Origin of the sequence: Nonomuraea sp. NPDC046570 (genome assembly GCF_040645915.1) — a bacterium.
In the GTDB taxonomy this organism is placed as follows: domain Bacteria; phylum Actinomycetota; class Actinomycetes; order Streptosporangiales; family Streptosporangiaceae; genus Nonomuraea.
Window position 1 is genome coordinate 32,250 of the sequence record NZ_JBEYZF010000038.1, and the last position, 23,041, is coordinate 55,290.

The 23,041-nt window shown below is 66.7% G+C and carries 30 protein-coding genes and 1 pseudogene; 11 read left to right on the forward strand and 20 right to left on the reverse strand.

Going from position 1 to position 23,041, the window contains the following annotated elements; genetic code table 11:
* Positions 1 to 29: 29 nt before the first annotated feature.
* The 4 genes from ABZ911_RS36415 to ABZ911_RS36430 form a co-directional block, all read right to left on the reverse strand.
* A complete protein-coding gene (locus ABZ911_RS36415; RefSeq protein WP_358066840.1) occupies positions 30 to 1,034 on the reverse strand; it encodes an iron-siderophore ABC transporter substrate-binding protein in 1,005 nt (334 codons plus the stop codon).
* Positions 1,035 to 1,166: 132 nt separating this feature from the next.
* The gene (locus tag ABZ911_RS36420) at positions 1,167 to 2,015 is read right to left on the reverse strand and encodes an ABC transporter ATP-binding protein (protein WP_358066843.1); all 849 of its coding nucleotides are present in this window, start codon (positions 2,013 to 2,015) and stop codon (positions 1,167 to 1,169) included.
* A gap of 29 nt (positions 2,016 to 2,044) precedes the next feature.
* Entirely contained in the window at positions 2,045 to 3,115 is a 1,071-nt protein-coding gene (locus ABZ911_RS36425; protein WP_358066846.1) for an iron chelate uptake ABC transporter family permease subunit, read from the reverse strand.
* Positions 3,112 to 4,155 (reverse strand): iron ABC transporter permease, encoded by a 1,044-nt coding sequence (locus tag ABZ911_RS36430; RefSeq protein ID WP_358066848.1) that lies wholly within the window; start codon positions 4,153 to 4,155, stop codon positions 3,112 to 3,114. The genes ABZ911_RS36425 and ABZ911_RS36430 overlap by 4 nt, the downstream gene beginning before the upstream one ends.
* 143 nt (positions 4,156 to 4,298) lie before the next feature.
* Here ABZ911_RS36430 and ABZ911_RS36435 point away from each other — a divergent pair, with 143 nt between their 5' ends.
* Positions 4,299 to 5,381 carry an alpha/beta hydrolase-fold protein gene (locus ABZ911_RS36435; protein WP_358066851.1) on the forward strand — a complete coding sequence of 361 codons (1,083 nt, stop codon included), beginning with the start codon at positions 4,299 to 4,301 and terminating at the stop codon, positions 5,379 to 5,381.
* Between the two features lie 6 nt (positions 5,382 to 5,387).
* On the opposite strand, the gene ABZ911_RS36440 is transcribed toward ABZ911_RS36435, so the two are convergent.
* Positions 5,388 to 6,428, reverse strand: coding sequence for an AsnC family transcriptional regulator (locus tag ABZ911_RS36440; protein ID WP_358066854.1), 1,041 nt, complete (start codon positions 6,426 to 6,428; stop codon positions 5,388 to 5,390).
* Positions 6,429 to 6,509: 81 nt separating this feature from the next.
* On the opposite strand from ABZ911_RS36440, the gene ABZ911_RS36445 reads away from it, so the two are divergent.
* From ABZ911_RS36445 to ABZ911_RS36460, 4 genes are all read left to right on the forward strand, one after another.
* Positions 6,510 to 7,865 (forward strand): MFS transporter, encoded by a 1,356-nt coding sequence (locus ABZ911_RS36445; protein WP_358066856.1) that lies wholly within the window; start codon positions 6,510 to 6,512, stop codon positions 7,863 to 7,865.
* Between the two features lie 52 nt (positions 7,866 to 7,917).
* Positions 7,918 to 9,387 (forward strand): M81 family metallopeptidase, encoded by a 1,470-nt coding sequence (locus ABZ911_RS36450; RefSeq protein ID WP_358066939.1) that lies wholly within the window; start codon positions 7,918 to 7,920, stop codon positions 9,385 to 9,387.
* Positions 9,384 to 10,610: an amidohydrolase family protein gene (locus tag ABZ911_RS36455; RefSeq protein WP_358066859.1), complete on the forward strand. Its 1,227-nt coding sequence runs from the start codon at positions 9,384 to 9,386 to the stop codon at positions 10,608 to 10,610. Before ABZ911_RS36450 ends, ABZ911_RS36455 begins: the two co-directional genes overlap by 4 nt.
* Before the next feature lie 207 nt (positions 10,611 to 10,817).
* A complete protein-coding gene (locus ABZ911_RS36460) occupies positions 10,818 to 11,405 on the forward strand; it encodes an isochorismatase family protein (RefSeq protein ID WP_358066862.1) in 588 nt (195 codons plus the stop codon).
* A 78-nt stretch (positions 11,406 to 11,483) separates the two neighbouring features.
* On the opposite strand, the gene ABZ911_RS36465 is transcribed toward ABZ911_RS36460, so the two are convergent.
* From ABZ911_RS36465 to ABZ911_RS36515, 11 genes are all read right to left on the reverse strand, one after another.
* A complete protein-coding gene (locus tag ABZ911_RS36465) occupies positions 11,484 to 11,804 on the reverse strand; it encodes a plasmid stabilization protein (RefSeq protein ID WP_358066865.1) in 321 nt (106 codons plus the stop codon).
* A gap of 65 nt (positions 11,805 to 11,869) precedes the next feature.
* Positions 11,870 to 12,181: a gas vesicle protein K gene (locus ABZ911_RS36470; protein ID WP_358066867.1), complete on the reverse strand. Its 312-nt coding sequence runs from the start codon at positions 12,179 to 12,181 to the stop codon at positions 11,870 to 11,872.
* Positions 12,174 to 12,404: a gas vesicle protein gene (locus ABZ911_RS36475; protein WP_358066870.1), complete on the reverse strand. Its 231-nt coding sequence runs from the start codon at positions 12,402 to 12,404 to the stop codon at positions 12,174 to 12,176. The genes ABZ911_RS36470 and ABZ911_RS36475 overlap by 8 nt, the downstream gene beginning before the upstream one ends.
* Positions 12,391 to 13,191: a GvpL/GvpF family gas vesicle protein gene (locus ABZ911_RS36480; RefSeq protein ID WP_358066873.1), complete on the reverse strand. Its 801-nt coding sequence runs from the start codon at positions 13,189 to 13,191 to the stop codon at positions 12,391 to 12,393. Before ABZ911_RS36480 ends, ABZ911_RS36475 begins: the two co-directional genes overlap by 14 nt.
* Positions 13,184 to 13,564, reverse strand: coding sequence for a gas vesicle protein GvpJ (gene gvpJ / locus ABZ911_RS36485; protein ID WP_358066876.1), 381 nt, complete (start codon positions 13,562 to 13,564; stop codon positions 13,184 to 13,186). Before gvpJ (ABZ911_RS36485) ends, ABZ911_RS36480 begins: the two co-directional genes overlap by 8 nt.
* A gap of 1 nt (position 13,565) precedes the next feature.
* Positions 13,566 to 13,937: a gas vesicle protein GvpO gene (gvpO, locus tag ABZ911_RS36490; RefSeq protein ID WP_358066879.1), complete on the reverse strand. Its 372-nt coding sequence runs from the start codon at positions 13,935 to 13,937 to the stop codon at positions 13,566 to 13,568.
* 4 nt (positions 13,938 to 13,941) lie between these two features.
* Positions 13,942 to 14,184, reverse strand: a complete 243-nt coding sequence (locus tag ABZ911_RS36495) for a gas vesicle protein GvpG (RefSeq protein WP_358066882.1) — start codon at positions 14,182 to 14,184, stop codon at positions 13,942 to 13,944.
* Complete coding sequence (locus ABZ911_RS36500; RefSeq protein ID WP_358066885.1) at positions 14,184 to 14,975, reverse strand: GvpL/GvpF family gas vesicle protein; 792 nt, start codon at positions 14,973 to 14,975, stop codon at positions 14,184 to 14,186. Before ABZ911_RS36500 ends, ABZ911_RS36495 begins: the two co-directional genes overlap by 1 nt.
* Before the next feature lies 1 nt (position 14,976).
* The gene (gene gvpJ, locus ABZ911_RS36505; RefSeq protein WP_358066888.1) at positions 14,977 to 15,375 is read right to left on the reverse strand and encodes a gas vesicle protein GvpJ; all 399 of its coding nucleotides are present in this window, start codon (positions 15,373 to 15,375) and stop codon (positions 14,977 to 14,979) included.
* A gap of 35 nt (positions 15,376 to 15,410) precedes the next feature.
* On the reverse strand, positions 15,411 to 16,487 hold the full coding sequence (locus ABZ911_RS36510; protein ID WP_358066891.1) for an SRPBCC family protein: 1,077 nt from the start codon (positions 16,485 to 16,487) through the stop codon (positions 15,411 to 15,413).
* Between the two features lie 5 nt (positions 16,488 to 16,492).
* Positions 16,493 to 16,954, reverse strand: a complete 462-nt coding sequence (locus ABZ911_RS36515; RefSeq protein WP_358066894.1) for a hypothetical protein — start codon at positions 16,952 to 16,954, stop codon at positions 16,493 to 16,495.
* A 509-nt stretch (positions 16,955 to 17,463) separates the two neighbouring features.
* On the opposite strand from ABZ911_RS36515, the gene ABZ911_RS36520 reads away from it, so the two are divergent.
* The gene (locus ABZ911_RS36520) at positions 17,464 to 17,748 is read left to right on the forward strand and encodes a CsbD family protein (protein WP_358066896.1); all 285 of its coding nucleotides are present in this window, start codon (positions 17,464 to 17,466) and stop codon (positions 17,746 to 17,748) included.
* A 13-nt stretch (positions 17,749 to 17,761) separates the two neighbouring features.
* Here ABZ911_RS36520 and ABZ911_RS36525 read toward each other — a convergent pair whose 3' ends face one another.
* Together ABZ911_RS36525 and ABZ911_RS36530 are read right to left on the reverse strand one after the other, a co-directional pair.
* Positions 17,762 to 17,974 carry a hypothetical protein gene (locus tag ABZ911_RS36525; protein ID WP_358066899.1) on the reverse strand — a complete coding sequence of 71 codons (213 nt, stop codon included), beginning with the start codon at positions 17,972 to 17,974 and terminating at the stop codon, positions 17,762 to 17,764.
* A gap of 127 nt (positions 17,975 to 18,101) precedes the next feature.
* Positions 18,102 to 18,722: a hemerythrin domain-containing protein gene (locus ABZ911_RS36530; RefSeq protein WP_358066901.1), complete on the reverse strand. Its 621-nt coding sequence runs from the start codon at positions 18,720 to 18,722 to the stop codon at positions 18,102 to 18,104.
* 232 nt (positions 18,723 to 18,954) lie between these two features.
* Here ABZ911_RS36530 and ABZ911_RS36535 point away from each other — a divergent pair, with 232 nt between their 5' ends.
* Complete coding sequence (locus ABZ911_RS36535; protein WP_358066904.1) at positions 18,955 to 19,407, forward strand: DUF4383 domain-containing protein; 453 nt, start codon at positions 18,955 to 18,957, stop codon at positions 19,405 to 19,407.
* A 261-nt stretch (positions 19,408 to 19,668) separates the two neighbouring features.
* Here the strand turns inward: ABZ911_RS36535 and ABZ911_RS36540 are convergent, their stop codons facing one another.
* Positions 19,669 to 20,268 carry a TetR/AcrR family transcriptional regulator gene (locus ABZ911_RS36540; RefSeq protein ID WP_358066906.1) on the reverse strand — a complete coding sequence of 200 codons (600 nt, stop codon included), beginning with the start codon at positions 20,266 to 20,268 and terminating at the stop codon, positions 19,669 to 19,671.
* A gap of 119 nt (positions 20,269 to 20,387) precedes the next feature.
* On the opposite strand from ABZ911_RS36540, the pseudogene ABZ911_RS36545 reads away from it, so the two are divergent.
* Together ABZ911_RS36545 and ABZ911_RS36550 are read left to right on the forward strand one after the other, a co-directional pair.
* Positions 20,388 to 20,630: pseudogene (locus ABZ911_RS36545) on the forward strand (SDR family NAD(P)-dependent oxidoreductase); the annotation flags it as partial.
* 31 nt (positions 20,631 to 20,661) lie between these two features.
* Positions 20,662 to 20,787, forward strand: coding sequence for an SDR family NAD(P)-dependent oxidoreductase (locus ABZ911_RS36550; protein WP_358066909.1), 126 nt, complete (start codon positions 20,662 to 20,664; stop codon positions 20,785 to 20,787).
* Positions 20,788 to 21,030: 243 nt separating this feature from the next.
* On the opposite strand, the gene ABZ911_RS36555 is transcribed toward ABZ911_RS36550, so the two are convergent.
* Positions 21,031 to 21,930 (reverse strand): LysR family transcriptional regulator, encoded by a 900-nt coding sequence (locus ABZ911_RS36555; protein ID WP_358066912.1) that lies wholly within the window; start codon positions 21,928 to 21,930, stop codon positions 21,031 to 21,033.
* Between the two features lie 134 nt (positions 21,931 to 22,064).
* Between ABZ911_RS36555 and ABZ911_RS36560 the strand changes: the two genes are divergently transcribed.
* Both ABZ911_RS36560 and ABZ911_RS36565 read left to right on the forward strand, forming a co-directional pair.
* Positions 22,065 to 22,610, forward strand: a complete 546-nt coding sequence (locus ABZ911_RS36560; RefSeq protein WP_358066914.1) for a dihydrofolate reductase family protein — start codon at positions 22,065 to 22,067, stop codon at positions 22,608 to 22,610.
* 23 nt (positions 22,611 to 22,633) lie between these two features.
* Positions 22,634 to 22,921: a DUF4287 domain-containing protein gene (locus ABZ911_RS36565; protein ID WP_358066917.1), complete on the forward strand. Its 288-nt coding sequence runs from the start codon at positions 22,634 to 22,636 to the stop codon at positions 22,919 to 22,921.
* The last annotated feature ends 120 nt before the right edge of the window (positions 22,922 to 23,041 follow it).

A 23,041-nucleotide genomic window follows, 5' to 3' on the forward strand; every position in this document is an offset into this window, starting at 1 on the left:
ACCACTGGACAGAACGCGTTCACCGGCATCTAGCCGACCGACTTGACGAGCTCGTCGATCGCGTACGGCAGGGACAGCAGGGTGCCCTGCGACATGGCCGCGCCGATCGCCGGGCCCTCGCTGTCCAGCAGGTACGACACCTTGCCGCCCTTGACCGCGGGCAGGTTGGCGAACAGCTTGAACTTCTTCAGCGCGTCCTGGTCCGCCTGGTCGGCGATGACGAAGATGCGGTCGACGTCGATCAGGTCGATGCGCTCAGGGGACAGCACGGTGTAGAAGCTGCCGCCGGCGATCTCGTCGATCGCCGTCGCGCCCTTGAAGCCGATGCCCGACACCATGCGTCCGCGCACGTCGGTGGTGGTGAACGGCGCGACCGAGTTCTTGTACCAGGACACCGCGACCGCGGTCTGGTTCGCGAACTCCGGGTTCGCCTTACGGGCCGCGTCGAGCTTGTCCTCGATGCCCTTGACCAGCTTCGCGCCCTCGTCCGCCTTGCCGAGCGCCTTGGCGATGTGCACCGCGTTGTCCTGCCACGGCGCGCTGAACGGCTCCGCCTCGGTCTTGGTACGGCCCACCGTCGGGGCGATCTTGGAGAGCCGGTCGTAGGCGGCCTGGTCGATTTCGGAGTAGACCGCGATGATCAGGTCCGGTCGCAGGGCGGCGATCTTCTCGTAGTTCGGGCCGGAGTCCCCGTTGTTCATGACGACCTCGGGGCGGGTGTCGCCCCACTTGTCCTTCACCCAAGGCCACTGCGTGTTGATGTCGGGAGTCTTGCCCGGCGGGTTCGCGTACTGGTCGACCATGCCGACCGGCTTCACGCCGAGCGCCAGGATGGCCTGGTCATCGGTGTAGCCGACGGAGACGACCCGCTGGGGGGCCTTGGTGATCTGGGTGGACCCGAACGCGTGCTCCACGGTGACCGGGAACGCGCCGCCCGTGGTGGCCGCGGTGGTGACCGTCGGCTTGTCCGCCGAGTCGGAACCGCATCCCGCGAGGAGGCCGACGCCGAGGGCCGCGGTGGACAGCGCTGCCACAAACCGCCGCAAGGTCGTCGTAACTGTCGTTCGGTGGAGAAGCATCCGGAATCCCTTGCTTTCGTGCTATCCGCTGCGGCCCTGACAAAGGGCAGGCAAACCGTAACACGCAGGGATTAGGTTAGGCTAACCTCACTGTCTCTTGTCGAGGCTGACATGGCTGCGACCGATCGGCACGATGAGCGGCCGGTCACTCACCGGATCGTCGATCACCCTGGCACGCAACCCGAACGCCTCGTGCAGCAGGTCAGCGGTGATCACGTCACGCGGGTGCCCCTGCGCCAGAATCGACCCCGACTTCATCACGATCAGGTTGTCGCTGTAGCGCGTGGCCAGGTTGAGGTCGTGCAGCACCATGACCACGGTGCACCCCGACTCGTGCAGGTCGTCCACCAGGTCGATCACATCGATCGCGTGCGCCAGGTCCAGATAGGTGGTCGGCTCGTCCAGCAACAGCAGGTCGGTGCCCTGGGCCAGGGTCATCGAGATCCAGACGCGCTGACGCTGTCCACCGGACAGCGCGTCGACCGGGCGGTCGGCCAGGTCGGACACCCCGGTCATGGCCAGCGCGCGCTCCACGACGGCGGCATCGTCCGATGACCACTGCCGCAGCCAACTCTGGTGCGGATGGCGCCCCCTGGCGACCAGGTCGGCCACCGTCAGCCCCTCCGGCGCGACCGGGGCCTGGGGGAGCAGGCCGAGCTTCTTCGCGACATCCCTGGTCTTGAGCTTGACGATGTCCTCACCGTCCAGCACGACCGTCCCCTTGGTCGCCTTGAGCAGTCGCGACAGGGTCCGCAACAGGGTGGACTTCCCGCAGCCGTTGGGGCCGATGATCGTGGTGATCACGCCTGGCGGGATCACCACGTCGAGGTTGTCGATGACGACCCGGCCGCCGTAGCCGACGGTGACACCCTTGGCCGCCAGTCGTGAGACGTCCTTGAGCCCGAACTTGACTTCGGTGAGGTTATGCGTGATCACAGGCCCACTTTACTTAGGTTAGCCTAACTTCACATCCCTTTTCTGAGGTTCGCCCGAACCAGCAGGTAGACGAGGAAGGGGCCGCCGATCGCGGCGGTGACCACGCCGACCGGGAGAGTGACCGGCAGCGCCGTACGCGCCACCAGGTCCGAGCCGATCAACAGCAGCGCGCCCACCAGCCCGGAGGCCAGCAGCGGTGGCGTCGGGTACCGCGACAGCCGCATCGCCACCTGCGGCGCCACCAGCGCGACGAACGGGACCGGGCCCGCCGCGCTCACCGCCACACCGGCCAGCAGCACCGCGCACAACAGCAGGACCGCCCGCACCATCGAGTATCGGACACCCAGGCCCGCCGCGACCTCGTCACCGAAGTGCATCGGCCTCAGGTGGAACGCGACATACGACACGATGGCCATGAGGGCGAGCGTGCACCACAGTGCCACCCAGACCTCGCCCCACGATCGGTTGTCCAGCGAGCCGACCAACCACGCCTGGGCCCGGGCCACGTCCCGGATGTCGGCCGTGACCAGCAGCCAGACCCTGATCGCCTCCATCACAGCGCTCACCGAGATGCCGATGAGGATGAGCCGGAGGCCGTCGATCCCGCGCCGCCACGCCAGGAAGTACACCAGCAGACCCGTGCCGAGCCCGCCCGCGAGTGCCGCCGCGGACAGGCCCACGGAGCTGACGATCGCCGCGGCGGCCCCACCCGACACCGTCACCAGGAACACCGCGACCGCGCTCGCGCCCCCGGTGATCCCCAGAATGTCCGGGCTGGCCAACGGGTTGCGCGCGATGGACTGCGTGATCGCCCCGGACACCCCCAGCGCGACCCCCACGATGAGCCCGGCCAGGGCACGCGGCATCCGCAGGTCCATGACCACGAACTCGTCGACCCGCTCACCCTGGCCGAAGATCGTGGCGATCACCTGGGGCAGGCCGATGGGGAAGTCCCCGACGCCGATGGACAGGCAGAACACCAGAAAGGTCGCCGCCATCAGCAGCAGCGTGACGAACACCATCCAGGGCCGCCACACGAACGACGCGCGGCCGAGCCGTACGCCTGGTGCCACCGACCGCTTCACCGTTGTCTCGTTCATGCCTTCTTGAACTTTCCGCGCCACACCAGCGCCGCGAAGAACGGGGCGCCGACGAGAGCGACGACGATGCCCGCCTGCAACTCACCCGGCCGCGTCACCACGCGCCCCACCATGTCACAGACCAGCAGGACAACCGCGCCGAGCAGCCCCGCGTACGGCACCAGCCAGCGATAGTCCGGCCCGGTGAGATACCGGGCGAAGTGGGCCACCATGAGCCCGAGAAACGCGATAGGGCCGCACGCTGCCGTCGTCGCGCCCGCCAGCAGGGTGATGGCGACGATCCCGATGGTCCGGCTCAGCGCGATGTTCACCCCCAGCCCGCGCGCCACATCGTCACCCAGGTTGAGCAGGTTGAGGGCGGGCAGTGTGGTCAGCGCCAGCACCAACCCGACCACGACGAACGCGACCACCGGCCAGATGACGTCGAATCCGACACCGGCCACCGTGCCCGCGTTCCAGAACCGCAGCGCGTTCAGCGACGCCTGGTCCGTCAGCGAGACCGCCGTGGTCATCGCCGCCAGGAAGACCGCGATCCCCTGCCCGGCCAGCGCGAGCGTCAACGGGCTCCCCGCCCCCTGGCCGATGCTCGCCAGCCCGAACACGATGACACCGGCGACCCCCGCCCCGAGGAAGGCGAACCAGACGTACTGGTACGGATTGGTGAGCCCGAACAGGCTGATCACCGATACCACGGCGAACGAGGCTCCGGCGTTCAGCCCCAGCAACCCTGTGTCGGCGATCGGGTTACGCGTGTACCCCTGGATCAACGCCCCGGCGACCCCCAAGGCGACGCCCGCCACGATCGCGAGCACGGTCCGGGGCACCCGTACGGACTGCACGATGAGCGTGATCTCGGTGAGCCGCTGGTCGGAGCCCGGCACCGCGAACAACCCCTGCCACACCTCCGCGGGACTCAACGCGCGCGCGCCGACCGCCATCGACACCGCCCCCGCGACCACGAGGATCACGACAAGCGCGCCCACCCCCACAACCCGCCGCCAGCGGGTCTCCATGGCCCCGGCCGCGGGACGTTTCTCCACAGTCGCAACCATGTCGACGTACGTCATCCCTTCGATCCACCGGGGACGCACGGCCACTGGGGCAGAACCGCAGCCACCATCCGCTCCCCATCAATTTAGGTAAAGCTATCCTTGGTTGGCGCCGAAGGAGTAGGGGAGTGCGCATGGAGAACACCTTCGCCAGGTTCGGGCTTGCCGGGAAACCCGGTACCGACGAGTTCTGGGCGGCGGCGAGGACACCCGTGTCCGTACCCGCCGGCGACGGCGGCGGGTGGGTGACCCTGTTCCTGTGGCGCGGCTCCCCGGCGAGCATCGGCTTCGAGAGCTGGTCGGAGCCGGTACCGCTACGCCGATGGGGCGACACGGACTGCTGGTACGCCGAGGTGGTCATGCCCGCGCGGCTGCGGGTGACCTACCGGTTCCGCACAGACGACGCGGCGTACGCCGACCCGTTCAACCCGGTCGGCGCGGGCGGTGACCGGTCCATCGCCGCGACCCCGGACGCCCCTGCCCAGCCGCACTGGCCTGCCATCGGCGCCGCCGACGTCCTGCCCCTCCCGCGCACCCGCCTCCGCTGGACCAGCGAACGGCTCGGCGGACGGCGCACCGTGCGAGTCCACCCGGCGGGCGGTGGCGGACCGATGGTCCTGCTGCTCGACGGGGACGACTGGCTGTACCTGCACCCGGCCATGACCGCGTTCGACTCGGCCATCGCCCAAGGCGAGATGCCCGCCGTCACGCTCATCTTCCTGCCCGCCCAGGCCAGGGACGCCGAGTTCGGATGCAGGCCCGAACTGTGGGAGGCGATCCGGGACGAACTGCTGCCGCTGGTAGCCGAAAGCGGCGTACCTGCAGACCGCGACCGGCTGGTGGTCACCGGGCAGAGCCTCGGCGGACTGAGCGCGATGTACGGGGCACTGGAGTTCCCGGATCTCGTGTCCGGCGTCGCATGCCAGTCGGCGTCGTTCTGGTGGACGCCCGACGCCGTGAACCTGGCGGACCCCATGAGCGGCCCGGTCGGCGGTGCCATCGCCACGCGCCTGCGGGAGCGCCCCGATCTGTCCGGACTGCGGGTCGCGTTCGACGTGGGGGAACACGAGACGCGGATGCTGCCGCACTGCGAACTGGTCGAGACCCTGGCCGAACAGGCCGGCGCGACCGTGCGGGTCTCGCGGTCGGCCTCCGGCCACGATCGAGCGGGATGGCGACACGCCCTGCTCAGGGATGTCGCCTGGGCGCTCGCCTAGATGTACTCAGCCATCAGTTCCTTTGGACACAGGCTCCAAAGCGACGCCTTGCCGAGGGTCGATCGCGGCCCACGGGTCGGCCGGGATCACTTGGACGCACCGCCCGTCCTCGTCCACCATGCGGCCGTAGATCTTCACTTGCCGCAGGATCAGCCGTCGTTCGGTGACGGAAACGCTGGGGAATCCCCTGGTGAGCCGGATCAGCAGCTCCTCGAGGTGCTCGAAGGAGCGCAGGTTGACGATGAGAGCGAGGTTGGTCGAACTGGCGACGGCCGCGCACATCCGGGTCTCCGGCCAGTCGGCCAGGCGGGACCCCACGGCTCGCAGGTCGGTGTCCGGGATGGTCAGCCACAGGAACGCCATCGAGTGCCATCCGGCGAGCCTCCGCGCGACGTCACAGCGGAAGGCGATGTCACCGTTGCGCTGGAGCCGGTCGAGCCGGCGCCGGACCGCCTGCGGAGTGGTACCGAGTTCCTCGGCGAGATCGGTGTAAGTACGCCGCCCGTCGCGGCTGAGGGCCAGGAACAACGCTCGGTCAAGTAGCCCGAACGGGCGGATCTCCTGCGGCGGCGGGCCGATGGCCTCACGTATCTGCTCGGTCTGCGTACTGTTCATCACGCCCAGGCGCCAGACCATTCCGCCGAAGAGACCGCCGAACACGTGGCTGCGCATCCGGATCACGTGCGGCAACCGCGGCAAGCCGTTCAGCAGGACGTTCGTCGTGGCGGCCAGGGTCGACGCGACGATGTTGGCGAAGACGTGGTATTCGCCGCTGGTGATGCCGACCGTGCTGACATAGGGCAGTTCCGCCAGACGCGTGGCGACCTCCATCTCGGTGCCGGGCGAGCAGGTGAGTTCGATGATCCCGCCGTGGGCGCGCGCGTTGCTGTTCGCGATGCTCACCCACGCCGCGCCGGCGTCCTCGAGCCGCTGCCATCGACGGGCCAGGGTGATCGGAGCCACCCCCAGCACGCGACCGAGCTTGGTCCAGCTCACCCGCGGGTTGATCTGCAACGCGTCCACCAGAGCCAGATCGGTCTCGTCCAACAGCCCGGTCTCGCTGTCATTTCTCAACATTTAGATCAGGCCATCAGTCGGTATCCATCAGTTTCCGCACCATATCCGACATTGCGTGCACGCTTTGACGACGCCCCACTCGGCGACGACACCAGGACGGAGTGCACCATGGCCAACACCCCCAGCGACACTCGGCGCGACAGCCGCCGTGACGCGCTTTACCGCAAGATCGGCACGCGACTGCTGCCGCTGCTGCTGGTCTGCTACGTATTCGCGGCTTTGGACCGCGTCAACCTCAGCTTCGCGAAGCTCCAGATGAGCGAGGACATCGGGATCAGCGAGGCTGCCTACGGCCTCGGCGCTGGGATCTTCTTCCTCGGCTACGTCCTGTTCGAAGTGCCCAGCAACCTGATGCTGACCAAGATCGGCACCCGCAAGACCATCATGCGGATCATGATCCTCTGGGGTCTGACCTCCGCCGGGATGATGTTCGTGCAGGACATGACCAGCTTCCTGGTCCTGCGATTCCTGCTCGGCGTGTTCGAGGCCGGCTTCGCGCCGGGCATCATCTTCTTCCTCAGCTACTGGTATCCAGCCGTACGGCTGGCCGCGCCCACGGCGTTGTTCATGCTCGCAGGTCCCATCAGCTCCATGTTCGGTGGAGTGGTCTCCACATGGATCATGACCGCATTCGACGGCGCGTGGGGCTTGGCCGGGTGGCAGTGGATGTTCGTCCTCGAAGGGCTGCCCACGGTACTGCTGGGGTTCGTCGTGTGGCGCACCCTCGCCGACTCGCCCGCCCAGGCCCGGTGGCTCAGCGACGAGGAGAAGGCGCTGGTGAAGCAGGACGTCGACGCGGCGCGTAATCCGCAAGGGAAGCACGAGTTCCGTCAGGTCCTGCGCGACCCGCGCGTCTACGGCCTCGCGGTGAGCTACTTCTTCCTGATCAGCGGAATGTACGGGGCGATCTTCTGGTTGCCGACGATCCTGGCCGACAGCGGAGTCGAGAGCATCAGGGCCGTCGGCCTGTATTCGGCGCTGCCGTACGCCGCTTCGATCGTCATGATGATCGTGCTGAGCAGGCGCTCCGACCGGCGCGGTGAACGTCGCCTGCACAGCGCGGTTCCCGCGATCGTCGGCGCGGTGGCCATGGCCATCGCCGCGTTCACCACCGACCAGCTCGCCATCGCGTTGACGGCGATCGTGATCTCGACCGCGTGCAGCTGGGGATCCTATGCGGTGTTCTGGTCGATTCCCTCGCTGTATCTGTCCGGGACGGCCGCCGCGGGAGGCATCGCACTGATCAACAGCATCGGGCTGCTGGGCGGTTTCGTCAGCCCGTCGCTGCTCGGCTTCCTCAGGGAAGCCACCGGCGGCGACCTCGCAGGGCTGCTCGTCCTGGTCGGGATGTTGCTGGCCAGCGGCATCGGCATCGCCGCCACCCGCCTTCCCGCCCGAACCCGCTGACGGCGTTCACCACCGACGTTCACCATCACAGAGAGGATCGACCGTGCGCATCATGGTCGCCGGGTTCCAGCACGAGACCAACACCTTCGCCACGACACCGGCGACCTACGACAGCTTCGTCAACGGAGAAGGATTTCCCGCGCTGCGCCGGGGAGAGGCGCTCTACCAGCTGGAAGAGGTCAACATCGCGATGGGCGGGTTTCTCACCGCCATGCGAGCGCACGGCCACGACGTCGTACCCGTGATCTGGGCGGGAACCTGCCCGTCCGGGCGAGTCACCCGCGACGCCTATGAGCGCATCGCCGGGGAGATCCTCGACGCGGCGCGAACCATCCGTCCGGCCGCGATCTACCTCGACCTGCACGGCGCGATGGCGGCCGAGCACCTCGACGACGGCGAAGGCGAACTGCTCACCCGGCTGCGCGCGATCGTGGGCGGTGACGTCCCGATCGTGGTGAGCCTGGATCTGCACGCCAACGTCACCGAGCGCATGATGTCCACCGTGGACGCCGCGGTGGGACTCCGTACATACCCGCACGTCGACATGGCCGAGACCGGTCGTAGGGCAGCCGAACTGCTGCTGCGGTTGTGCTCTGGCGAACGCCTTCACCTGGAGTGGCGCCGGATCCCCTTCCTCATCCCGGTCAACAGTGGGTGCACCGAGCTGGAACCCGCCCGTAGCGTCTACGGCAGCCTCGATCGGCTGAACCGGGACGGCACCTGCCTGTCCTTCGCGGCGGGCTTTCCGGCCACGGACTTCCCCGAATGCGGCCCCGCCGTGTGGGGGTACGGCACCGACGCCGACGCGTTGCGCGGCAAGCTCGACACGCTCTACGAGGACATCGTCCGGCGCGAGGCCGACTGGCGGGTCAGCCTGCTGTCGCCCGCCGAGGCGATCGCCGAAGCGAGCAGAATCGCCGACGGCGCCTCCCGTCCGGTGGTGATCGCCGACACCCAGGACAATCCCGGCGCCGGCGGGGACGCCCGTACGACCGGCATGCTCCGCGCGCTGGTGAACGCCGACGCGCCTGCCGCCTTGGCCGCGATCTGGGATCCCGCCGCGGCGGCGGCGGCCCATGCCGCAGGACCGGGCGCGACCATCGGCATCGCGCTCGGCGGGCATCCGGGCATCACCGGCGCGGAGCCATACGAAGGGATGTTTGTGATCGAGCATCTTTCCGACGGCCGGTGCCGTTTCGAGGGCCCGATGATGCACGGCACCGAGATCGATTCCGGGCCGAGCGCCTGCCTGCGCATCGGCCCGGTGCGAGTGGGGGTGATCAGTACGAAGGTGCAGCTCATAGACCGTGCACAGCTCCGCATGCTCGGCATCCGGCCGGAACGGGAACGAATCGTCGTGCTCAAGAGCTCGGTTCATTTCCGCGCCGACTTCACCGCCGGCGCCGAAGCCGTCCTTGTCGCCGCGGCACCCGGCCCCGTCGCCGCCGACCCGGCCGACTTGCCCTGGCGACGCCTGCGCCCGGGTGTACGCACGAGCCCGCTCGGAAAGGCGGCGTCATGACCAGTGTTCTGATCACCAACGCCAGGGTGCTCGATGTACACGGAGGCGAGTACCTCGAGGGGACGAACATCCTCATTGCCGATGACTCGATCGCGGAGATCGGCGGGGGTGAGATCAAGGCGCTTCCCGAGAGCATCGTCATAGACGCGAAAGGGCGCACCGTCCTTCCCGGGCTCATCGACGGCCACGTGCATGTGACCGCCTCCACCGCTGACATGTCCGCGCTGGCCGAATGGTCACCGACCTATGTGGCCGCTCGGGCCGGCCACATCCTGCGGGACATGCTGCACCGCGGCTTCACCACCGTGCGCGACATGGGCGGCGCCGACCATGGCCTGGCCGACGCCGTCCGGGAGGGGTACTTCCCCGGTCCGCGCCTGCTGTTCGGCGGTAAGGCGCTCTCGCAGACCGGCGGTCACGGAGACATGCGCCATCCCAGCCGGATCGTGACCGACGATCATCCCTGTCGCGCCGGGGTGGGCGTGGTGTGCGACGGCGCTGACGAGGTCCGCAAGGCCGCTCGCGAGCAACTGCGTACCGGCGCGCACCACATCAAACTGATGCTGTCAGGCGGGGTGGCCTCCCCGACCGACCGGGTGGACTCCACCCAGCTGTCGCTGGACGAGATCCGGGCCGCCGTCGAAGAAGCGGAGGCGGCCAACCGGTACGTCGCGGGGCACGCCTACACCGCACGTGCCATCAATCGCGCGCTGCTCTGCGGCGTACGCAGTATCGAACACGGCAATCTTCTCGACGAGACCAGCATCGAGCTGTTCAAGCAGCAGGGTGCTTTCTACGTCCCGACCCTGGTCACCTACCGGGCGCTGGCCGAGGAGGGGCCGCGGCACGGCCTGCCGGAAGGCAGCCATCGCAAGGTCTCCGACGTGCTCGAACACGGACTCCGCGCCCTGGAGCTGGCCCACCGCGGAGGTGTCGAGATCGTTTTCGGCAGCGACCTTCTGGGCGGCATGCACCCGCACCAGAGCGAGGAGTTCAGTATCCGCGCTGCGGTTCAACCCACCATCGACGTCATCCGCTCCGCCACGTCCGTCGCCGCACGACTCGTCGGACTGCAGGGCCGCATCGGCGAGATCACACCCGGTGCCTGTGCCGACATCCTGATGGTGGAGGGCGACCCGCTGAATGACATCGCCGTACTGGCCCGACCGGACAAGCACCTGAAGCTGGTGATGAAGGCCGGCCGAATCATGCACCAATCGTGACGCCGGACTCCGGGGCTCGCTACCGAGGAGCGAGCCCCTCGTCACCGTCCGGGATGGGTAGGCGGCAACCCTATTTCCGGCACAACCAGCGCATCTTGGCAGTGGCGACGAACCGGTTGCGGCCGGTTCGTATCGCCACACGAGTCCTGGACCTGCGGGCATCCCTAAGCTGGGTGGCCTGAGCCGACCCGATGAGGAAGAACGACCATGCCGCTGCTCGACCGTGACGACTCCGCCCTGGTGATCATTGACGTCCAGACCAACTTCTACCGCCCCAAGCGGCTGGATGTGGACCGGCTGCAGTTCCACCACATCGTCGAACGGATCGCCTGGCTCACCAAGGTGGCAAGCAGCCTGGGCGTTCCCGTCGTGGTCACCGAGGAGGACCCGGCCTGGAACGACCACACCGAGGAAGCCATCAGGAAGGCACTGCCATCCAGCGCGGTGACCTTGCCGAAGAACGCCTTCTCCGCGTGGGACAACCCCGACATCGCCGCCGCCATCAACGCCACAGGACGCGGCACGCTGGTCCTGGTCGGCCTGGAGACCGACATCTGCGTCGCCCACTCGGCGATCCGGCTCCACGAAGCCGGCAAGCGCGTGGCCGTCGTCCACGACGCCACCTTTTCGCCCGGCCCCGCGCACGAGGCCGGCTTGCGACGCCTGGACGCCCAGGGCATCGAAACGCTGACGGTGAAGGAAGTGTTCTACGACTGGATGCGTACCATCGAGGCCGCCAACGCCTTCCACGACGGCCACCGCGACCTCGGTCTTCCCCAGGGAGTCGTCCTCTAGCCGGGTACCCATCGCGTTCGCCAGCACGCACCGGACGGCACCTAGGCACCTTCAGGGCTGGTTTGACGCGTCTGCCGCTCAGCTGAGGGCCTTCTCCAGCTGCGCCTTGTTCATAGACGAACGGCCCTTGATGCCCCGCCGCCTGGCCTCGGCGTACAACTGCTCCTTTGTACGGCCACCGGCGCCGGAATGCGAGCGCAGGCCGCCGCGCCGGCCAGAGGAGATGTCCTCGATCGAGGTACGGCTGGCCGTGCGCGACTCCCCGGCACGGGCCCTTTCCTTGTTCACCGTGCGAGCCGCGATCTCCTTCGCCCGCTTTGTGCTCTCTCCCCGCTTCTTCGCGCTCTCCTTGATGTGCTCGTACTGTCGCTCCCGCTTGGCACTGGATCCTCGCGGCATGACCTTCTCCTCTTCGATATCCCTGCCTCGACCGGCTGATGCTTTCGGCGTCCCATAAGCCCGTCTCAAGAGCGGGGCAGGAGGGTGCCGAGTGGTCCCAGGTCGAGGTTCAGGTCTGATGGGGACAGCTCGAATCGCTCGCACAGCTCGGTCATGGCCTCTTCCAGGCGCATCAAGGTCACGCCCAGCGCTTCTATCTGTTCGTCCGACAGATCTCCCTGTTCCATCCGCCGGACGGACTGGCGCTCCACGAGCTGGCGGATGAGTTCGACAAGAGTGAGAACGAGGCGTGACAGGTCTCGTTGCACCGCTTCGGAGTCCGCCTCGATGCGGATGCGTTTCGACTGTGGGGGCCGAGGGCCCACGGTGCTAGTCATGTCGTCTCGCGCCCTCTATCGTGTCGGCCTCCCGTACGGACATGATCAACGCGCGCAGTGAGATGCGGACGAGATCGATCTCCGCGATCGAGATGACCAGGTCCCCGCTCACGACGACCCCGCCCGCGAGCAGCCGATCCAGCAGGTCCACCAGCGCCACTCGTTCCGGTGGCAGGCGGCCTTCGGTGGCGAGTACCGCGCCGCGCGGTTCACGGTCCGTCATCTGGCGCTCTCCCTTCCACTGTCTCGATGGGCGCGGTGAACGAGTACGGCACCCACGGACCGGTGAGTTCCACGTCGATTCCCTCGCCGCGCAGGCTGTCGACGAGGCGCCCGAATTCTGCGCTGCGCTCGCGGTCGACCAGGTAGGAGGCGTTGAGAGCCATCCATTCGGTACGGCCCGACAACTCAGGGTCCTGGGGATGATGCCGCCGGCTTGCCACGGCGACGGACCTGAGAACGTCGTGGATGTGTTCGGCACGCCCGGTCGCCTTACGCCACTCTTCCTCGCGAGTACGCAAGCTGGCCTGACGCTTTTTGAGGTACGCCGTCCCTGGACTGCTCGACTTCGTGGCAGCCTCGCCCTGTCCCCCGGCGGGAGGCGGCACTGCCGGATCGACATACGCTTTGACCCCCCATTCCTGGCGATCGGCGATGCGGGAGAGCACCTCGATGAAATCGTCGTGCTTCCGCTCCAGAAGCTCGCGTACCTGCTCCTCGTCGTTGTAGACGGTGACGAGCCGGACCGGAGCGGTAGGAGTGGCCTCCGCCACCGCCTCCACCACATGATGGTGAAGGCGAGCGGTTCTCCCGAGCCAGTCCAGATCTTCCAAAGATCGCCGTAGAGGCTCTTCGCCGAACTCCTCCAGAGGAACGGTGCTCACATAGGCGATGAGACCGGCACTGCTGATCGTCCGCACCGGCTCGCCGGCGACCCCGGTCAAGCCTTCTGGAGTTGGAGAGCCAGGCTCGGGCGCGACCGCGTAGAGGTACGTACCCACGTCATTCATCGGACTCTTCCACTTCGGGTGAGGTCTCGTCGATGTATTCCACCTCCACTGCCGACGAGCGGCGCGGAGTTCCTTCCGCGATGGCGAGCCGGTCACGGAGCCGACGGTTCTCCTCCAGCAGCTCCCGGTTCTTCCCGGTGAGCCACGGATCGTGCTCCCACCAGTCGATGCCCATTTCCCGCGCGGTGTCCACCGAGGCGATGATCAGCCGTAGCTTGATGGTCAGCAGTTCGATGTCCAGGAGATTCACCCGGATGTCGCCCGCGATGACTATCCCTCTGTCGAGGACTCGTTCCAGAATGTCACCCAGGTTCGCCGGCTCCCGCCCAGCGGGAGAGTAGGGCTGACGCACGACGGGGCTTGAGTCGGCCATGTCAGGACGCTCCGCCGATGTCGCTGCTTCCACGCCTGTAGCGCCGCACTCTGCGGTACGAGAGCAGGTTTCCCTCGGCGTCCAACTCGGTCTCGTAGAGCGCCAGGATGTCGCCGGAGGAGGGGATGCGGCGGTCTTCCACCACTTCCACCTGTACCTGCCATCCGTCGTCATGCGGTTGCACGAGCGTGACGCCCAGTGCCTCGCTGGTGGTCAGATCGGTGATGTGCCGCAGACCCGCATCGCCGGCCGCCGCCGCCGACAGCGGACGGGGGCGGCGTTTCAGCTTCTTCCGGCTCTCATCGAAGGCGACATCGTCTCTCCTGGCCCTCTCGGCCGTCCGTCCTTCTGGAACATCCCGCCTGGTAGGCACAGGATCATCTCCTCTCTTCTCCTTCTCGGCCGGCTAGCTGCTCGAAGATCCGCTCCACCGCCTGGGCTGCTTCCTCCTCCGAGATCTCCCCGTAGGCCGCCCGCTCCTCGATCTCTTCCAACTGACGTCGGATCACGGCCGGGTCACGCAGTTCTCGTTCGATCTGTTCCTGAATCAGCTCTCCAAGCCGGATCACGCCCTGGACCGGAGCGAGCGGCCACCCGAAAATGAGGCTGATCAGGCCCATCAGCCATCACCCGGCGCCCTGGTCATGACGAAGTCGTAAGGCGCCAGCGGCCCGAGCAGGCGGATCTCGACCCGTCCGGCCCACCGCTCCGCGAACTCGTTCACCACCTGCGTAAGGTCGTCCTGCCGGTCCACATCGACGAGAAGTGCCAGGTGTACGGCATCTTGCTCGTGAGAAGGATCCCGAATGACGGCGAAGACGAACACCGAAGTGAGATCCTCCAGCAGCGTTTCGGTGTCGGCTTCGCGCTTGGCCGCGACCGACTTCTCGATCAACTCCCCGAGTTGGATCCGTGCGTCGCGAGTCGCCTCTTCGGGGAGACCCTGGATCTCCTCACGCAGTCGCGCAACCTCGGGGACTTCGTCCAGTATCTCGCGCAGTAGGGCTTGCTCGACGTAGCGGCCTTTGACGACGTACTCGGCTCGTCCCTCCATTTCGTTCAGGGCGGCGAGGAACTCGTCGTGATGAGGTGTCAGCAGTTCGTCGACGACCGCTTCGACGCTCGTCATCACGGCGCCGAAACGGAGCGGCAGCACAGGGACCTCGGCGGCCGTGGCATCCAGCAGTCCCTGGTGCCGTAGCAGGTCGTCGGGCGTGCCGAGTGGGCGGTCGGGAGAGATGTCACTCACCAATGCGGCGATCTCGCCGTGCCGTACGACCCTGACCTGTCCCGGCTCGTCGCCCACGCCGCGCGCGTCTGGGGACACCTCGACGTCCTCGGGTACCAGGCCGTAGATGTAGACCCCGACGCCCTGATCGGCGGCTTGCGAAGCTTTGACAGGCTGCGCCATGTCACCCCTCCTTACGCCCTCGGTGCCGTGCCTTCTCGTCTCCGCTCGCGTGGTCGCCGACGAAGTCGTGCAGCTTTTCTCCGGCCGCCTCCAGCACGCCTTGAGCCATCTCCTTGCTCTTGTCGCTGATTTGGCCTTGCTGCACGTTCCCCACGAGATCAGGCAGCCCCGGACCTGCCGTCTCCGTAAGATCGAGCCGGTTCACTGCTTCGGCGAAGCGCAAGTAGGTGTCAACGCTGGCGACGACGATGCGCGCATCGACGGTCAGAATCTCGATACCGATGAGCGAGACCCTGACGTACGCGTCGATGACAAGCCCCTTGTCGAGGATCGTGTCGATGACGTCGGCCAGGCCTGATGGACCGCCGGCCGGTCCGGCTGACGCGGGTTGCACCGTCATTCGTTCCCCCGATCTTCACTACTTTCCCGGCCGCGTCAAGCTCGAGCCTTGCGGCGAACCGGCTGCTTCTGCTGCGGAGTCCGGCCGGCGCGCCCTCGCTGGGGGCGCTCCTTGGGCTTCTCCTCCTCCTCTTCCTCCTCTTCTTCGGCTTCCTCCTCTTCCTCCTCGGGCTCCTCTTCCTCCTCGGGCTCCTCTTCCTCCTCGGGCTCTTCTTCCTCCTCCTCGGCTTCTTCTTCCTCTCCCTCCTCGGGCGCCTCCTCTTCCTCTCCTTCCTCTTCTTCTTCCTCCTCGGGTGCCTCTTCCTGCTCCTCGACGATCTCGCCGTCGTGTATCTCGCCGCGCCAGCCGTTCTCTTCCATCTCCTCGGGCCGGAGCATGGTCTCGGTCATGACGTGCCGCCCGAAATGCCTGAACTCGAGACGTGCCCGCCTGCCTTGCGCGCGCCAGATGTTCCCCACCCGCTCGACCACGCCTCTCGGGTGGTACTCCAGTACGAGAATGACTTTGGTCAGGTTGGGGGTAATCTCGTGGAACGTCACGGCGCCGTCGACGTAGCCCTTGTCACCCTTTGACCGCCAGATGATCCGGTCGTCAGGCACCTGTTCGACGATCTGCGATTCCCAGGTCCGATGGGACAAGAAGACTTGCGCGCTCCATGTGACCTTTTCGTCGGAGGCCTGCTCGACGTTCTCGACCTTCTTCATGAAGCTCGGGAAGTCCTGGAATTGCGTCCACTGGTTGTAGACGACGCGCACCGGAGCCCCGATGTCGATGGATTCGACGATGTTGGTGAGCCGCAGCTTCTTGCCTCCCTTGCTCAGCCCTCCCGCCAATCCTTTGACGGTTTCCTTCACGTGTGAGAGGCGTCCACCCTTGGTCGATGATTCGTCGCCCGACTCCTTGGATCCGGTCAGAGCGGCCAGGAGGCCGGTTCCAGTGCCTTCCGCGTAGTCGGTGAGTCGACTTGTCACTCCGTCGACTCTGTCCGACAAGGAGAGCAACAACCGTTCGGCCATGGCCTGGGCAAGGTTCTGGAACACCTGGGCGAGCTGGTTCGCGAGCGGTTCTGCTACGGCTTCCTGTACCTTCTCGCCCGTTGACTTCTGGGCCATTAAGCTCACCTCCGTGCCTTGCCTGCTGTCCGTGTCACGGGGCTACGCCCGGTCTTGGGCGCCGCTCCACGCGGCTTCCTGGCGGGGGGCTTCTCCTCGCGCTCTTCCTCCTCGTTGGGCTGCTCCTCTTCGTACTCCTCCTCTTCCCCACCCGTGGGGGGGTGGCGCAGCCCCTCGGCGCGGTCACGGAGCTTTGAACTCAGCGAGTCGACCTGCCGACTCGTCGCGGCGACGGCCGCCGCCTTACCGACCTGCATCAGGTCTCCACGAAGACGATCGGCGATGCGTTCCAGCTCGGGGGAAGCACTGAGGACCTTCATGGCCCCCTCGAACAGGCCACCGTTCTTCTGCTGCAGCCGACCGGCTACCCCGGCCGCTACGAGTGCGGCCGCCAGGCGCAGCTTGTGACGCCGGCCGAGGTAATAGCCGGCCACGATGGCCACCGCCACCCGGGTTCTGTCTTTCATGATTAGCGCTCCTTGCCTTCCTGTCCGCCTCCGCCGGCTCACCCAGCAAGTGCTGCTGGAGGGGGAAAGCGATCACAGGAGCTGATCTGCCGCTAGAGAAGAAGCAACTCCCACGAGCCAACGGAATGCTCCCCTCGAACAGGACAGACAAACGCTTAGTGGGTAAAAATGGACATGCTGCTGGGCTCGGGGCGGCTTGCGGGTGCCCGGCTTGTCGGCCCCAAGGCCCGGCACCGCTGGAACGGCAACCCGAGCCGCACCTGGAGCCCCGATTTACCTTATTGGCCATATTTCTGGACAGATTTGACCGGACCGCGCTTTCCCTGCTCGGCCATAGGAATTCGGCGCGCCAGAGCCCCTTCTGATGTGAACGACAATTCTTGCCAGAACTTTAATTACTAGTAAGCGACCAGGGTATGGCGCGATCCGATGGCGCACCCCCGACCCCGGCTCCTGTGGGTGCCGGGTCGCGCCGCGCTCCCTCTTTCTGTGACGCTGATGGTTCGGCAATGGGAATTGATCGCTGCCGGCCCGCCGCGCTCCGTGCTGATGACGCTAAGCCATATGCGCTGAATTATAATGCTCTGTGGAATATGTCCGGCAAGGGAGGTCAAGGCATGGCCGGGAAAGACAAAGCAAAGGCGAAGGCCGAAGAAGTCAAAGGCAGAATAAAGCAACGCATCGGAGAAGCAACCGATAACAAGTCACTCCAGGCCAAAGGCAAGGCCGAAAAGGCAAAGGCCGACCTCAAGCAGGCGGGAGAGAAAGTGAAGGACGCCTTCAAGAAGGAGTGACTCTCGCCGACACTCACTGCAGCGGAAGCTCCATCGGGGCTTTCGCTGCGGTACGGCTGGTCGACGTGTCACCTCTGGGGACGGCCGATTCGATCAAGCTCTTCCGGGTTTCTGAGGCCAGTTTGGCGCGCCGGGCGGCGAGGTCTTTCTCCGGCTCCCGTAGCAGACCACTGATCTGGGCCGCGGCGGTAAAGGCGGCCTGCACATCAGCGGTCGCAGTGATCACCGTTATCGCAGTGACCGCGTCGGTGTAGATCTTGCCTTCGCCGCCGTGATCAACCGCGGCCAGCAGCCGGATGGCCGGATCGACCCCTGCTGGGGCGTGTTGCCCAGCAGGGGTTGACCACTGGCTGTCAGGTCTTGCCGCTTTTCTGCAGGGCCTCGGTGAGTTCTTCCTTGGTCATGGATGAGCGGCCCGGGATCTTGGCTTGCTGGGCTCGGTGGTACAGCTCCTCCTTGCTCGGCCTCTTGGAGCTGCTGCCGCTCTCTGCCCGATTTCGCGTGCCGGATTTCTTACCGATCCCCGCAGGGAGACCGTGCTGGATCTCCTGTGCCTTGCGCTCGCTGAAGGCTCGGCCGAGTTCCTCCAGGCGCTGGGAGGGAACCGCCTTCTTGAGCGCGGGCAGGATCTCGCCTTCCTCCTCCTGCACGTGGTGGGTGACCGCCTGGACGAGCTCGTTCAGCAGGGTGTCGAACTGCTCCGTGTCGGGGTCGACGTCCAGGAGGCTGAGCAGCATCCGCTCGGCCTCATGGTGTTCTTCCGCTCCCTCTCGGACCTGGTCCTTCTCGCTGGGGACCCTCTTGGCGATCTCCGGGTAGACCAGTTCCTCCTCCCCTCTGGAGTGGGCGACGAACTTGGCTGCCAGTTCGGCCAGCAGCGCGGGACGGTCCTCGGTGTTCTTCTTGAGCTGGTCGAAAAGCCGCTCCACGTCGCGATGGTCTGCGGTGATCATGTTGATGACGTCCATTGTCATGGCTACTCCTCTCTGGCGCTCGCCGGTACCCGACAGAGAGGGGCGTATGCGAAGTTAAATGACAATTGGGCAGTCTGTTGGTATTACATGGACGCTGGCAGCCGCGCGCAGCATCGCCGGAATTCTGTCGGCCCGCGCCCTGACCTCGCCGCGTTAGCGGGCTTCTCGGTGTGCCGGTGCTGGCGGTGGGTAGAGGCAGGTTCTCAAAGCCTCTCGAGGGGGGAGGGCTCGTATGAGCACGTCACATGCACACGTGGCCCGCTCGCCGGTTCAACTCGCCGCGCTCGTGGTCGGCCTGGTGTTCCTGCTGGTGGGCGTCCTGGGGTTTGTGCCTGGCATCACCACCAACTACGACAGCCTGCAGTTCGCCGGCCACCACTCCGACGCCCTGCTGCTTGGGCTGTTCCAGGTGTCGATCCTGCACAACATCGTCCACCTGCTGTTCGGCGTCGCCGGCATTCTGCTGGCCCGTACGAGGAACGGCGCCCGCACCTATCTGATTGGCGGCGGTATCGTCTACCTGCTGTTGTGGCTCTACGGCATGGTGATCAACCCTGAGAGCCCGGCCAACTTCGTGCCGCTCAACACCGCCGACAACTGGCTGCACCTGTTCCTCGGCATCGGGATGATCGCCTTGGGGTACGTGCTGGCCCGACAACCTGGCAGGAGCCGGACATCCCACTAGCAGTCGAGCTCCGACAGGTTGGCCCGAACGCCCTTCATCGCCGGATGCTCTAGCTAGGGCGGTACGGGCACCTATGGTGTTCCGTTTGGGAATCCCCCTACGGAACGGCCGCGCGTCATGCCCTTTTCGCTTGGCTCGAACGACGTCCCGGCCCCCGGGCCGGACGGCGAGCCTGTCCGCGTCGTCGTCCGCTCTGGAGAGGACGACGAACTAACGGCCGCGCAGCTCCGCCTTCTCCCTAGATTGACGTGAAGGAGGTCGTCAGGGGCGGAAGGCCCTGAGGGTGATGTCGACAAGGGAGTCGGCGTACTCGGCGGTGAGCGGGCCCGAACGGTGCAGCCACCGCAGGAAGAGGGGGGCGTAGAGCGTTTCCAGGACCAGGTCGAGGTCGGCGTCCGGGGCGAGTTGGCCCGCCTGCTGCGCGCTGCGCAAACGCGCCTTCTTGGCCTCGTCCGCGGGACGGGCCAGCTTGTCGTGGTACTCGGCGGCGAGGTCGGGATCGTTGATGATCTCGGTGTTGAGCGCCCGGATCGGCTGCTCGAAGTCAGGGTCGGCGAACTCGGCGGCCGTCGCGCGCATCACCAGCTTCAGGTCGGCTTCGAGGTCACCGGTGTCCGGCAGCGCCATGCCCTCTCCTTCGGCGTCCTGGCTGAGCGCCAGGATCGAGTCGAAGATCACGGCGCCTTTGGACGGCCACCACCGGTAGATCGTCTGCTTGCCGACGCCCGCCCGTGCGGCGATGGCCTCGATCGAGACCTTCCCGTATCCCACTTCGGAGATCAGCGCGCGGGTGGCCTCGAGGATCGCCTGCCGCGAGCGTTCGCTGCGCCGGGAGTGGTCCTGGTTCCTGACGTTGGGCATACGCCCAGACTACACCTAAACGAGACGGACCGGTTCGTTTTGATAAGGGTGACGCGGGCGCCCACACTGAGCGGACCGAGACGTACCGTCTCATGTGCAGGAATGAGGAGATAGGACCCATGACGACCGCCAAAGTGTGGTTCATCACCGGTGCTTCCCGAGGTCTGGGCAGAGCGTTCACCGAGGCGGCTCTCTCCGCCGGGGATCGGGTGGTGACCGCCGCCCGCAACATCAAGCCGCTGGAGGATCTGGCCGGCGAGCATCCGGACGATCTGGTCCGGCTGTCGCTGGACGTCTCCGACCGCCAAGCCCTATTCGACGGAGTGGAACGGGCGGCGGCCGCCTTCCGCCGACTCGACGTGGTCAACAACGCCAGGCGGCCTGCTGTACGGGATGGTGGAGGAAGCCGCCGAGGAGCAGGTCCGGGCCCATCTCGACGTCAACTTCTTCGGCGCCGTCTGGGTGTCCCAGGCCGTGTTGCCCCACCTGCGCGCGCAGCAGTCCGGCCGCATCCTGTAGGTCACCTCGATGGGCAGCACCGGCGGCATGGCCACAGTCGGGTTCTACGGCGCGGGCAAGGTGGCGCTTGACTGGCCGCGCTCCCGGATCCGCCCCGGCGCCTCATCGTCGGCAGCCGGTCCTACGACCAGGTCCAGCGGCTGGACCAGGAGCGGGCCGAGCTGTACCGGGCCTGGGAACATCTCAGCCGGCTGGCCCCGGGCTGAGAGAGCGGGGGCGTTCCTGCAGCCGGGGCGGTGTGCGCTAGGGAGTGGTTTGGCAGGCGTCGTGGGCGGCTTGGACGAACGCGCGGACGCGTTGGGTGGTGTTGGTGTTGAGCCACAGGGGGCCCCAGCGCAGTGGCGGGGCGTCGGTGATGGGGATGTAGGCGATGTCGGGGCGGGGGTAGAACCGGGGGGTGTTCTCGCCCACGGGGAAGACGCCCCGGCCGGCCGCGACAAGGGTGAGGTGCTCGTTGAAGCTGGCCGCTCGCGGTCCCCGCGGGATGGGTTTCCCGGCCGGGGTGTGCGTGGGGTTGCGGTCCCGCTGGAACGCCTCGGGCAGCTCCTCCGCCACCAGCGTGACGGGGTGATCGGCGAGCGCCTCCATCGATACCGAGGCGTGCTGGGCCAGTGCGTGGCCGGCTGCCACCGCCAGCATCTTCTTCTCCGACAGCAGGACCGGGCCGGCGATCAGGTCGGGTGGGGAGGCGATGAGCAGGTCGGTGATCAGGACGTCGATGTCGCCGCCGCGGAGCCGGGCGAGGGCGTCGTGGCCCTGGGCCTCACGGATGTGCACCTCGCAGTCGGGGTGGCGGGCGGCGAACAGCGCGACCGCCTTGAGCAGCAGCTGCCCGGCGGTGGCGCTCAGATATCCGACGTGCAGGTCTCCGGTGACCCCGCGTCCGGAGTCGATGGCCCGGCGCACCGCGTCGTTCATGCCGTCCACCAGCGGCCTCAGGTCATCGGCCAGCTGCCGGCCGATCGGGGTCAGCAGGACCTGGCGGCTGGTGCGTTCGAACAGCACCGCGCCGACGAGGCGTTCCATCTTCTTGATCGTCTGGCTCACCCTGCCGGTGGTGATCCCCACCCGCTCGGCCGTACGCCCGAAGTGCAACTCCTCGGCGAGCGTCAGGAACACCTCGGCCTCCTGCCGCTCCAGCATGCCCCTCCAACCCTTGAGCTCAACTAAACGACCGTAACGCGATCATGTGTTGATCCATTCCACCGCAACGGTGGATCGTAAAGACGGTGACCAGGAAGAACCCCTGGTACCGCACCCTTGAGGAGTACTCAACGATGACTTCCGCGCGCAAGATCGTGGCCGGGCTGTTCATGTCGCTGGACGGCGTCGTCGAAGCACCGGAGAAGTGGCACTTCCCCTACCTGAACGAGGAGATGGGCGCGGCGGTCGGCTCCATGCACGCCGAGGCCGACACCCTGCTGATGGGCCGGGTGACCTACGAGACCTTCGCCGCGGCCTGGCCGCGACGGACCGGCGAGCTGGCCGACCAGATCAACGGCATCCGCAAGCTGGTGGTCTCGGCCACCCTGGACAAGGCCGACTGGCACAACTCGGCCCTGATCGACGGCGACGTCATCGCCGCAGTCACCCAGCTCAAGGAGCAGCCGGGTAAGAACATCAACCTCTCCGGCAGCATCAGCCTCACCCGGGCACTCCTGGAGGCCGGGCTCATCGACGAGCTGCGACTGCTGGTGCACCCGATCGTGCTGGGCACCGGACAGCGGCTCTTCCCCGAAGGCATGAGGCAGGTGCCGCTCACGCTCGCCCGCTCGGCCACCTTCTCCACCGGTGTGGTCGACATGACCTATCAGCCGGCCTGACGTCACAAGAACGGAGACATCCCATGTCATTCCAGGCATACCTTGATTCGATCGAGGACAAGACCGGGCTGACACCCCGGCAGTTCATCGCACTCGCCCACGAGCGCGGCTTCGATGATCCGGCGACGAAGGCCGGGGCCATTGTGGAATGGCTCAAAAAGGACCATGGCCTGGGCCGCAGGCACGCGATGGCTCTGGTCCATGTGATCAAGAAGGGAGTGAAGATCGACGCCAAGCACATCGGAACCAGCGGCACCCACCGAGACGAGACCGACACGCTCTGGATCGACGGGAAAGACAACCGGCCCTAGGGCCGCGACCCCGCCGAGCAGTCGGACCCCCTGGTATGTCAGTGACGCCTACCGAAACCGCAAGTGACGGCCCAACATCTGAGGTCCCCAGAGGAACCGCACTACCCGACCGCCCCTCCA